This window comes from Pseudomonas sp. CROZ-RG-20F-R04-15 (assembly GCF_022662375.1).
GTDB lineage: Bacteria > Pseudomonadota > Gammaproteobacteria > Pseudomonadales > Pseudomonadaceae > Aquipseudomonas.
In genome coordinates, this window is the sequence record NZ_JAKNQL010000003.1 from 368,984 (window position 1) to 380,687 (window position 11,704).

The window sequence follows — 11,704 nt, forward strand, 5'->3', positions numbered from 1 at the left end:
CGATCACGCGAGAAATCGGTAGGTCGAGATGAACATTCTTTATGACGAACGCCTCGACGGTCCGTTGCCGCAGGTGAACAAGGCCGAATGCCTCAAGGCATTGCAGCAAGCGCTGCCCGATCTAGACATCTTGTGGCGTGAAGAAGAACTCAAACCCTACGAATGCGACGGCCTCTCCGCCTACCGCACCACGCCGATGCTGGTCGCCCTGCCCCGTCGACTTGAGCAAGTGCAAACCCTGCTCAAACTCTGCCATGAAAAAAACGTCCCGGTGGTTGCCCGTGGTGCCGGCACAGGGTTGTCCGGCGGCGCCTTGCCGCTGGAACAGGGCCTGCTGCTGGTGATGGCGCGCTTCAACAACATCCTGCACATCGACCCGGCCGCGCGCACCGCGCGAGTTCAACCGGGGGTGCGCAATCTGGCGATCTCCCAGGCAGCGGCGCCCTTCGGCCTGTATTACGCGCCGGATCCGTCCTCGCAAATCGCCTGTTCGATTGGCGGCAACGTCGCCGAAAACGCCGGCGGTGTGCATTGCCTCAAGTACGGTTTGACCGTGCACAACCTGCTGAAAATCGAAGTGCTGACCATCGAAGGCGAACGCCTGACCCTCGGTTCGGACGCCCTCGATTCAGCGGGTTTCGATTTGCTCGCGCTGTTCACCGGCTCCGAAGGTTTGCTGGGGATCATCACCGAAGTCACGGTCAAACTGCTGCCCAAACCGCAAGTCGCAAAAGTGTTGCTGGCCAGTTTCGATTCGGTGGAAAAGGCTGGCCATGCGGTCGCCGAAATCATCGCGGCGGGGATCATTCCCGGTGGACTGGAGATGATGGACAACCTGGCCATTCGCGCCGCCGAAGATTTCATCCACGCCGGTTACCCGGTCGATGCCGAGGCGATTCTGTTGTGCGAACTCGATGGCGTCGAGGCCGATGTCCACGACGATTGCCAACGGGTGCGTGAGGTCATGACCGCCGCCGGCGCCACCGAAGTGCGTCAGGCCCGCGACGAAGCCGAGCGTGTGCGCTTCTGGGCCGGGCGCAAAAATGCCTTTCCGGCCATCGGTCGTTTGTCACCGGACTATTACTGCATGGACGGCACCATCCCGCGCCGCGAATTGCCCGGTGTCCTGCAAGGCATCGCCCGTCTCGGCGAAGAATACGGATTGCGCGTGGCCAATGTGTTCCATGCCGGCGACGGCAACATGCACCCGCTGATTCTGTTCGACGCCAATCAACCCGGCGAACTGCATCGCGCCGAAGCCTTGGGCGGCAAGATCCTTGAGCTGTGCGTGCAGGTCGGCGGCAGTATCACCGGTGAACACGGCGTCGGCCGCGAGAAAATCAACCAGATGTGCGCGCAGTTCAACAGCGATGAGTTGAGTCTGTTTCACGCAGTAAAAGCCGCGTTCGATCCTCAAGGCCTGCTGAATCCCGGCAAGAACATTCCGACCCTGCACCGCTGCGCCGAATTCGGCGCGATGCACATTCACGCCGGGCAATTGCCGTTCCCCGAACTGGAGCGCTTCTGATGGCCGATGTCGACGCCGCCAGCGCCCTGCTCGATCAGGTCAACGAGGCGCGGGCCAACGCCACGCCGCTGAAGATTCAGGGCGGCAACAGCAAAGCGTTTCTCGGCCGCGAGGTAGCCGGTGAAGTGCTCGATACCCGCGCCCACTGCGGCATCGTCCGTTATGAACCGACCGAACTGGTGATCACCGCGCGCGCCGGCACGCCGTTGTCCGAGCTGCTGGCGGCGCTGGATGCTGCCGGGCAAATGCTGCCGTGCGAACCGCCGGCGTTCGGCGAGGGCGCGACCGTCGGCGGCATGATCGCCACGGGTCTGTCCGGGCCACGACGGCCGTGGTCGGGCTCGGTGCGCGACTTCGTCCTTGGCACGCGGGTGATCACTGGCCTTGGGCAGCACCTGCGCTTCGGCGGCGAAGTGATGAAAAATGTCGCCGGTTATGACCTGTCGCGGCTGATGGCCGGCAGTTACGGCTGCCTCGGCGTGCTCACCGAAGTGTCGCTGAAAGTCCTGCCGAAACCACGCCAGTGCCTGAGCATTCGCCTCGACATGGACTGCACGCGGGCACTGGCCAAGCTTGCCGAATGGGGTCAACAACCGCTGCCGATCAGCGCCGCGTGCCACGATGGCCAGAGCCTGTATCTGCGGCTTGAGGGCGGTGAAGGCTCGGTGACGGCGGCGCATCAACGCCTCGGTGGCGAGCCGTTGGATTCGCTGTTTTGGCATAATCTGAATGAGCAACGGCTGGCGTTTTTCGACGAAGGCCAACCGCTGTGGCGCCTGTCACTGCCGAATAATCTCGGGGCACTGGACTTGCCCGGCGAGCAGTTGATCGACTGGGCCGGTGCACAACGCTGGCTGAAATCCGATTCGGCGCGCATCCACATCCTCGCGCAGGAACTGGGCGGCCACGCTACCTGTTTCAGCCACGGCGCCAGCGATACGCCGTTCCAGCCGCTGCCGGCGACGCTGCTGCGCTATCACCGGCAACTCAAGGCGCAACTCGATCCGCAAGGGCTGTTCAACCCCGGGCGGATGTACGCGGAGTTCTAGCCATGCAAACCACCCTCAGCGAACAATCGCGCCAGTTACCCCGCGCCGCCGAGGCAGAAAAGATCCTGCGCACCTGTGTGCATTGCGGCTTTTGCAACGCGACCTGCCCGACCTATCAATTGCTCGGCGATGAACTCGATGGCCCGCGCGGGCGCATCTACCTGATCAAGCAAGTGCTCGAAGGCGCGCCGGCCACGGCGCAGACGCAACTGCATCTGGACCGTTGCCTGTCGTGCCGCAACTGCGAAACCACCTGTCCATCGGGCGTCGACTATCACAACCTGCTCGACATCGGCCGTGCGGTGGTCGATCACGCGGTGCCGCGCCCGGCGGCGCAACGCCTGTTGCGTGAGGGGCTGCGCGCATTGGCGCCGAATCCGGGATTGTTCAAAGGCTTGTTGCGGGTGGGCACGACGTTTCGGCCGCTGTTGCCGCGCTTGCTGGAAAGCAAACTGCCAAAGCATCTGGCTCTTTCCGGTTTGCGTCCTGCCCCGCGTCATGCCCGGCGGGTGTTGTTGCTTGAAGGCTGCGTACAGCCGGGGTTATCGCCAAATACCAATGACGCCACGGCGCGGGTGCTGGATCGCTTGGGCATCAGTGTCACCCCGGTGGCCGAGGCCGGTTGTTGCGGCGCGCTGGATTATCACCTCGACGCCCAGGCCAAAGGGCTCGACCGCGCGCGTCAAAACATCGATGCCTGGTGGCCGCACCTGCACAACGGCGCCGAAGCGATTGTGCAGACCGCCAGCGGTTGCGGGGCATTCATCAAGGATTACGGGCATTTGCTGGAAGACGATCCGCTGTATGCGGCCAAGGCCCGGGAAATCAGCGAACGCACGCTGGATCTGGTGCAGATACTCGCGCAGGAACCGCTGGAGCAGATCTGCGCCGCCACTGAACGGCGGATTGCCGTGCATTGCCCGTGCACGTTACAGCACGCGTTGAAACTGGGCGGCGCGGTGGAAGCCGTGCTGACCCGCCTGGGTTTCAATCTTACCGCCGTGCCCGACGGCCATTTCTGCTGCGGCTCGGCGGGCACGTATTCGCTGACGCAACCGCTGCTGGCCCGGCAATTGCGCGACAACCGTCTCAACGCGCTGGAGAGTGGCCGCCCTGAGCTGATCGTTACCTCCAACGTCGGCTGTCAGAGCCATCTGGCCAGCGCCGGGCGCACGCGGGTGATGCACTGGATCGAACTGGTGGATCAGTCGTTGGCAGAATGAAGTTCGTAGGATTCTTCGTTTGCCCGCGTGCGAGAAGGCTGCGATCTTTTCCCTTATCCATTTCGTGACCGTGGCAGGAATTTTTTTCATGACCGTGCAGCCGTTCGTCAGCCCCGACCTGATCCGCCAACGCTTCTCCAAAGCGATGTCCGACATGTACCGCGAAGAAGTGCCGCTGTATGGCGCGCTGATGCAACTGGTGGAGCAAACCAACCGCGAGGTACTTGCACGTCAGCCAGACATCGCCCGGCAGCTCGACAGCACCGGCGAAATTCAGCGGCTGGACATGGAGCGCCATGGCGCCATCCGCGTTGGTACTGCGACGGAACTGGCCACCCTCGCCCGTCTGTTTGCGGTGATGGGCATGCAACCGGTGGGTTATTACGACCTGACTCCGGCGGGCGTACCGGTGCACTCCACGGCGTTTCGCGCGGTGCATGAGGAGGCCCTGCAAGTCAGCCCGTTTCGGGTGTTCACCTCGTTGTTGCGCCTGGAGTTGATTGAAGATCCGCAGCTGCGCGCCTTTTCCGAATCCGTGTTGGCCAAACGCTCGATCTTTACCTCGGGGGCGTTGCGCCTGATCGCGCAAGCTGAAACCGCAGGTGGATTGAATGAAAGCGAGGCCGAGGCATTCGTCTTACAGGCACTGGAAACTTTTCGCTGGCATCACAGCGCCACCGTCACCGCTGCGCAATATCAGACGTTGAGCGCGCAACATCGCTTGATCGCCGACGTGGTGGCATTCAAAGGCCCGCACATCAATCACCTGACGCCGCGCACACTGGACATCGACAGCGTGCAGGAACAGATGCCAGCCCATGGCATCACCCCGAAAGCCGTCATCGAAGGACCGCCGCGCCGGCAGTGCCCAATCCTGTTACGCCAGACCAGTTTCAAGGCGCTGGACGAGCCGATCGCCTTCACTGATCAAAACCAAACCCGTGGCAGCCACAGCGCGCGTTTCGGCGAAATCGAACAACGCGGCGCGGCACTCACGCCCAAAGGCAGGGCACTGTATGACCGCTTGCTCAATGCCGCGCGCGATGAACTCGGTGACTTCCCCAACGAAGCCAACGCCGCACGCTACAACGCGCTGATGGCTCAGCACTTTGGCGAATTTCCTGACAGTGTCGAGGGTATGCGCGAACAAGAGCTGGCGTACTTTCGCTATTTCGCCACGGAAAAAGGCCTGGCCGCTGGAGGGCTTGGGCAGTCGTCTCTGGAGGATTTGTTGCGCGATGGTTATGTGAAAGCGGAACCGTTGGTGTACGAAGATTTCCTGCCGGTGAGCGCAGCGGGGATTTTTCAGTCGAACCTTGGCGATGCGGCGCAGGCGCATTATGGCGAGCATTCCAATCGGCAGGCCTTCGAGCAGGCGCTGGGGCGCGCGACCATTGATGAGTTGCGGTTGTATGCGGCGACGCAGCAGCGTTCGATTGATGATTGTCTGACACAACTTGCGATCTTTTGATCTGAAAATCTTGAAGCAGCCGCCTCGACCAAATGATGGCGCGTGGCCATTGTGCGCAAGAAGTTGCGCACTTGTTTTGCAAAAAAGCCTGATAAAACCGCTGAGAGCCACGTCGCACAAGGCCTGCAGCCAAGTGCGCAAGAAGTTGCGCAGTACTGCGCAACTTCTTGCGCACTTTTGCCTTGGATGGCCGCTCTATTTCTCACGTCCACCGGAAAAATCAGTCAAACACCCCGGCCCGTATGGCCGCCACAATTGTTGGCACGCTCCTTGATAACAGTCAGGCACCCACCGGGCGATTTCGCCTCCCGGGCACCTTAAATTATTCCGCAAGGAGAGCACCCCATGGCAACACCAGCGTACATGTCGGTTACCGGCGAAAAACAAGGCCTGATCACTGCAGGCGCTTTCACCGCTGACTCCGTAGGCAACACCTACCAGGAAGGCCACGAAGACCAGGTGATGGTTCAGGCTTTCAGCCACGACGTGATCATCCCGCGTGACCCACAATCCGGTCAGCCAACCGGTCAGCGCGTTCACAAGCCAGTTGTGATCACCAAGGTCTACGACAAGGCTTCGCCACTGCTGCAAGCCGCTCTGACCTCCGGCGAGCGCATGAGCGAAATCGTTATCCAGTGGTTCCGTACTTCTGCTCAAGGTACCCAAGAGCACTACTACACCACCAAACTGGAAGACGCGATCATCGTCGCCATCAACAACAAAATGCACAACTGCCAGGATCCAGGCAACTCGCACTTCACCCACCTGGAAGAAGTGCAGTTCACCTACCGTAAAATCACCTGGACCCACGAAGTATCCGGTACTTCGGGTTCCGATGACTGGCGTGCTCCAGTCGTTTAATTACGGCTGATCGTTACAAGCATCGGCCAGCTCTGCTGGTCGATGTTGTTTTCGCCCTCCAGAATTTCGCGTAAGTTGAGCCGTTTTGCGGTCGTCGACTCACGCCGCTGTACAGCACGAGGAACAAGGGATGTTCGCGCCGGCCAATGAAACTCACTTTGCCCTGACCATCGAAGGTCTTTCCGCTGACTTTCAGGTATTCACCCTGCAAGGCCGGGAAGCCATCAGCCAGCCTTTTGTGTTCGAGGTGGAGCTGGTCAGTGAGCAGCCGTCGCTGGACCTCGAAACCCTGCTGCACAAACCGGCCTTCCTGCAACTGTCGCCCGACGGCAGCGGCGTCCACGGCCAGATCTACCGCGCCGCGCAAGGTGATTCCGGCAAACGCCTGACCCGTTACTCGGTGACCCTGCGCCCGCAATTGTCTTACCTCGCGCATCGCGTCAACCAGCGCATCTTCCAGAATCTCAGCGTGCCGAAAATCATCGGCAAGGTTCTCGAAGAGCACGGTATTCAAAGCAACGCCTACGAATTCAAGACCGGTTCGATTTATCCCGAGCGCATCTACTGCGTGCAATACGATGAATCGGACCTGCATTTCATCCAGCGCCTGTGCGAGGAAGAAGGTATTCACTACCACTTCGAGCACACGGCGACGGCGCACAAACTGGTATTCGGCGATGACCAGACGGTGTTCCCGAAACTCAAGCCTGTGGCCTATCAGCAAGACTCCGGCATGGTCGCCAGCGACCCGGTGATCAAGCGTTTCGACCTGCGCCTGGAAACCCGCACCAGCCGCACCACCCGCCGCGATTACGACTTCGAAAAACCGCGCCTCACCCTCGAAAGCGAAAACCGTGGCGATGCCCTGCCCGACCTTGAAGACTACGATTACCCCGGTCGCTTCATCGACCGCGAGCGCGGCAAACACCTGGCCAAACGCGCCCTCGAACGCCATCGCAGCGACTTCCGACTCGCCGAAGGCAAAAGCGATCAGCCATTGCTGGTCAGCGGCCACTTCCTCGCCCTGACCGCGCACCCGAAAGCCAAATGGAACGACCTCTGGTTACTGACCGAAGTCCTCCACGAAGGCAAACAGCCGCAAGTCCTCGAAGAGTCGGTAACCAGCGACACCACTGCGCTGAAAGACGATTTCCACCAGGGCTACCGCAACCGCTTTCAGGCCACGCCGTGGGACGTGCCGAACCGCCCGCCCCTGCGCCACCCGAAACCGCGCATCCTCGGCAGCCAGAGCGCCGTGGTCACCGGCCCGAAAGGCGAAGAGATCCATTGCGACGAATACGGCCGCGTCAAAGTGCAATTCCACTGGGACCGCGAAGGCCAGGCCGACGACAAAACCAGCTGCTGGCTGCGCGTCTCCAGCGCCTGGGCCGGCGCCCAGTACGGCGGCATCGCCATCCCGCGCATTGGCATGGAAGTGCTGGTCACCTTCCTTGAAGGCGACCCCGATCAACCGCTGATCAGCGGCTGCCTGTACCACAAGGAAAACACCGTCCCGTATGAACTGCCGGCGAACAAGACCCGCAGCACCTTCAAGACCCTCAGCTCGATGGGCGGTGGCGGCTACAACGAACTGCGCATCGAAGACAAAAAAGGTCAGGAACAGATCTACCTGCACGCCCAGCGTGACTGGGACGAAAACGTCGAGCACGACCAGAAAATCCGCGTCGGCAACGAACGCCACGACACCGTCGAAAAGAACAGCTACAGCGAGTTCAAGGCCGAAGAACACCACACCGTCTACGCCGACCGCAAAGTCGAAGCGCGCGCCAACGACCACCTGACTGTCGGCGTCAATCAGCACATCAAGATCGGCACCGGCCAGTTCATCGACGCCGGCCAGGAAATCCACCTCAGCAGCGGCATGAAGGTGGTAATGGAAGCAGGCGCAGAGCTGACCCTGATCGGCGGCGGCAGCTTCATCAAGATCGACGCCGGCGGCGTGACCATGAGCGGCCCGGTGATCAACATGAACTCCGGCGGCAGCCCCGGCAGCGGCACCGGCGCCGCCCCGCTGATGCCCGGCCTGCTGAAACAGGCCGACGCCGACAAGGCCGGCCAGGTCCTGACCCCGGCCCAGATCAACACCCTCAAACGTAACGCGCCGTTCTGCGAAGAATGCGAAAAATGCAAGGCAGGTGCCTGTGCCATCTGATCGAATTACGCCCAAGGACTGGCTGGCGCAACAGCCGTTGCAGACTGGCGAGCGTTTGTATCTGGTCATCAGTGCGGCGAGTGATTCCGACGCGCTGAAAAACCTGTATCTCACCGAACCCACCGCCCAGCTCATCCCGATCTGGGGCGGCACGCCCTACTCCACCTGGCAACCAGTGATGCCCTACGTCACCGAGCTCAAAGCCAGTTCCGCGTTCCTGCCGTGGATCGCTGAAACCGATGCCCTCGATTGGGGCTGGCTGGCGGTGTCGCGTTCCGAGCCGAACGAAGTGTTCGAGCATCTGCGCAGTCTGACGCAGGTGAAGATGCCGGACGGGACCGAGGTGTTTTTCCGGTTTTGGGATGGACGGCATATCTATCCGATTCTGCATGGGCTGGGGGAGAAGGCTGGGGAAGTGATGCCGATGTTTGAGCGATATCTGATTAACGGGCAGTCGCTGGAGGTTGGGACGCGTGTTGTGCCGAAGGTGAAGGATTGGCCGTGGTGGGAAGTGCCGAAGCCGTTACTGGATGGCTTGGCCAAGGAAAACCCGACGACGCTGATCAGCAACTTGATGCAGTGGCTGGAAGAAGACCGACCGGACATTTACACCGCTTGGCCCGAGAACAACCTGAAGTTGAAAGTCGCCCGTTTCCTACGCCGGCCAGATGCTCCAAAAAACCTTAAAGAAGCACTGTTAAACCACCTGATTCTGGAGCAAGGCTGATGGATCGCGTTGCCTTTGTTGACAACCAACTGAACACCTTCAAGGACAGTCTGAAGCTGTATCAGGAACAAACCAAAACCTGGTACGCAAGGGTCGCCGACAAGGCCAGTCGGGCCGCTGACCTGCCCTCACTGCTGGGCATGGAGCGAGTGATCAAGGTTGGCGACACCAGCAAAGCGGTGAGCATGACCGACGGCAACTTTACCTCGAACGTGGCGCAGTGCCCTCTCAAGGGTCCGTTGCTGATCGAGAGTAAATTCGAGTCGGTTTACGACATTCCTATCGGCGAAATCGAAGTCGAGATCGTCGCCGTGGAAGGTGGTGCGGTCAGCAAGGTCACGCTCGATGCGCAGGGCAAAGCCGCGTGGACCGGCGGCATTCCCGGCAAGTTCTACGAGATCCGCGTTCATAACGAAGTGACACCAGCGCAGATCGACGCCCTCTTCAGCTCCTACAGCGGCGTGACCGCAGATCTGGAAGGTTTTCTGCGTAAGGAGTGGGCTGGTTTCAAACCACAATGGTCGAACCTTTCCACCTCGGGCACCGCGATGGCGATTGGCACCGGCATTCTTGAAGGTGGCTGGGAGGCTATCAAGGGTGTGTGGGATGGCATCAATCAGGTGCTCGACATCCTGCAAGACCCGGGAAAATTCAAAGATGATCTCGGTGCTGGCGCACAAAAGCTAATCGATATTGCCCAAAGCACACCGGACGTCATGAAAAAGGCCATGTTACTGGCCAGCGATGAAGCAGCTTTGTTCCTGCTGGTACGCAGCGCCGTGATCTGGCTCGCAGGGTTGCCGCCAATGAAGATGGCGGGCGACATCGCGAAGATGACCACGGCAATGGTCGTCGGTATCGCCATCGACATCGTCATCGGCGTGGTATTGACCATTGCGGCTGAAGGTACCGGGGTTCTCTACCTCGCTGCCCGACTGAAGAAATACGGTGAGCTTGTCATCAACGCCGTGGTCGGTTTCGTTAAGTCGCTGTTCAAGATCATCAATGGCTTTATGGAATACGTCGCGAAATACACCGCTGTTGCGGCGCGGGGTGTGACGGCCAAGGTGAGAAACGGAATTTCCGAGTTGCGTTTTGATGGAAAGAAAAACGCGAAACTCGCGGATGGCAAAATAGCTGACGATGCTTCCAAGCAAGCGAAGACACCTGCCGACAAAAGCGCAGAGCCTGCCGCCGAGACTTGCACTAACGGGTGCCCGGTTTCGATGGTGACCGGTGAAGAGTTGTTGACGCTGACCGACGGTCAACTCGACGGGCTACTGCCGTTTGAGTGGACGCGTCTCTACAGAACCAGTGCCGTGGAAATTGATTGCGGGCTGGGTTATGGCTGGAGCCATGCCTTGGCTCATCGTATTGATATCAATGGCGATGAAGTCATCTGGACCGACCACGAAAACCGCGCAACGCCCTTCCCGCTCCCGAGTGAACAACGTCCCGCGATCACCAACAGCCTTTCAAAAGCCGCCATTTTTCTCGGTGACGACCCATCGGAACTAGTTCTAGCGCAAGCCGGCAAGCGACCATCGTTCTACCACTTCCGCTCTAACAGCAAAGGCGCTACCCTGATCGCCATTAGCGACAGCTATGGCAATCGACTGCACGTCACACGCGATATCCATGGTCGTATCAAACGCCTCGACAATGGCGCCGGTCGCGCCCTGCTTCTACGTTACGACCGCAAACACATTGTCGCGGTCGACTATCAGCAGTTCCTGCCCGCGGACAATCTGGAAGACGCCTGGAATACGGTGCAGACGCTGGTCACCTACTGCTATGACACCCAGCATCGTCTGATCGAGGCGAAGAACGCAGCCGGTGAAGCCGAACATTATCGCTACAACGAACAGCACGTCATTCTCGAGCGGCAACTGGCGGGCGGCGCTGCTTTCTACTGGGAGTGGGAGAACGAAGGCAAACTGTCTCGTTGCACACATCACTGGGCCAACTTCTCGCAGATGGAAGCGCACTACGCCTGGGATGACAAAGGCAGCGTGACTGTCACCAACGCCGACGGCAGCGAAGAGGTGTACACCCACGATGATCAGGCGCGACTGATCAGCAAGATCGACCCGGACGGTGCCGAGCATCTCAAGGCCTACAACGACAAAGGCCAATTGATCGCGGAAAAGGATCCGTTGGGTGCCGTCACCGAGTACCGCTACAACGACAACGGCTTGATGACTGCCGTTATCCCGCCGGAAGACGAAGCCACAACGTACGAATACATCAACGGCTTCGTGAGTGATGTTCATCGCGGCAAAGCCAGTTGGAAGTACCAACGCAACCGACAGGGCGATATCACCCTACAAATCGACCCGGACGGCAACGCCACGCTATACAGCTACGACGGCCAGGGGCGTCTGCTGGAGATTCGCCACCCGGACGGCAGCCGTCATCAACTCGGCTGGAACAACCTCGGCCAGTTGCTGGAAGAACGCCTGCCCGATGGCGGCCAGCGCAAGTATCGTTACGACGCACTAGGTCGGCAGATCACCCGCCAGGAAGAATCCGGCGCCATCACCCAATATCAATGGGACGCCGCTAATCGCCTCGCCCAGGTCACGCTGCCGGGCGGTGCTACCCGTGCGTTTACCTATAACGCCTACGGTAATGTCACCGCCGAACGCGATGAACTCGGCCGCATCACCCGG

General features: G+C 60.1%; 8 protein-coding genes. All 8 read left to right on the forward strand.

The features are described 5' to 3' along the window. Positions 1 to 28: 28 nt before the first annotated feature. Positions 29 to 1,528 (forward strand): glycolate oxidase subunit GlcD, encoded by a 1,500-nt coding sequence (gene glcD / locus L8H52_RS07805; protein WP_242206553.1) that lies wholly within the window; start codon positions 29 to 31, stop codon positions 1,526 to 1,528. Next, the gene (gene glcE / locus L8H52_RS07810; RefSeq protein ID WP_242206554.1) at positions 1,528 to 2,577 is read left to right on the forward strand and encodes a glycolate oxidase subunit GlcE; all 1,050 of its coding nucleotides are present in this window, start codon (positions 1,528 to 1,530) and stop codon (positions 2,575 to 2,577) included. Before glcD ends, glcE begins: the two co-directional genes overlap by 1 nt. Positions 2,578 to 2,579: 2 nt before the next feature. Continuing rightward, positions 2,580 to 3,800 carry a glycolate oxidase subunit GlcF gene (gene glcF / locus L8H52_RS07815; protein WP_242206555.1) on the forward strand — a complete coding sequence of 407 codons (1,221 nt, stop codon included), beginning with the start codon at positions 2,580 to 2,582 and terminating at the stop codon, positions 3,798 to 3,800. 88 nt (positions 3,801 to 3,888) lie between these two features. Beyond that, positions 3,889 to 5,271, forward strand: coding sequence for a VOC family protein (locus L8H52_RS07820; RefSeq protein WP_242206556.1), 1,383 nt, complete (start codon positions 3,889 to 3,891; stop codon positions 5,269 to 5,271). 345 nt (positions 5,272 to 5,616) lie between these two features. Continuing rightward, a complete protein-coding gene (locus tag L8H52_RS07825; RefSeq protein WP_007919523.1) occupies positions 5,617 to 6,132 on the forward strand; it encodes an Hcp family type VI secretion system effector in 516 nt (171 codons plus the stop codon). A 130-nt stretch (positions 6,133 to 6,262) separates the two neighbouring features. Next, positions 6,263 to 8,305, forward strand: a complete 2,043-nt coding sequence (gene tssI / locus L8H52_RS07830) for a type VI secretion system tip protein TssI/VgrG (RefSeq protein WP_242206557.1) — start codon at positions 6,263 to 6,265, stop codon at positions 8,303 to 8,305. After that, positions 8,295 to 9,032, forward strand: a complete 738-nt coding sequence (locus L8H52_RS07835) for a DUF4123 domain-containing protein (protein ID WP_242206558.1) — start codon at positions 8,295 to 8,297, stop codon at positions 9,030 to 9,032. The genes tssI and L8H52_RS07835 overlap by 11 nt, the downstream gene beginning before the upstream one ends. Next, on the forward strand, positions 9,032 to 11,704 hold a 2,673-nt coding region (locus tag L8H52_RS07840; protein ID WP_242206560.1), incomplete at its 3' end, for a DUF6531 domain-containing protein. The genes L8H52_RS07835 and L8H52_RS07840, both read left to right, overlap by 1 nt.

Bases quoted from the DNA above. Each gene is read 5' to 3' on its own strand.
- L8H52_RS07820 (WP_242206556.1), top strand. From the start codon at position 3,889: ATGACCGTGCAGCCGTTCGTCAGCCCCGACCTGATCCGCCAACGCTTC.
- glcF (WP_242206555.1), top strand. From the start codon at position 2,580: ATGCAAACCACCCTCAGCGAACAATCGCGCCAGTTACCCCGCGCCGCC.
- tssI (WP_242206557.1), top strand. From the start codon at position 6,263: ATGTTCGCGCCGGCCAATGAAACTCACTTTGCCCTGACCATCGAAGGT.
- glcD (WP_242206553.1), top strand. From the start codon at position 29: ATGAACATTCTTTATGACGAACGCCTCGACGGTCCGTTGCCGCAGGTG.
- L8H52_RS07825 (WP_007919523.1), top strand. From the start codon at position 5,617: ATGGCAACACCAGCGTACATGTCGGTTACCGGCGAAAAACAAGGCCTG.
- glcE (WP_242206554.1), top strand. From the start codon at position 1,528: ATGGCCGATGTCGACGCCGCCAGCGCCCTGCTCGATCAGGTCAACGAG.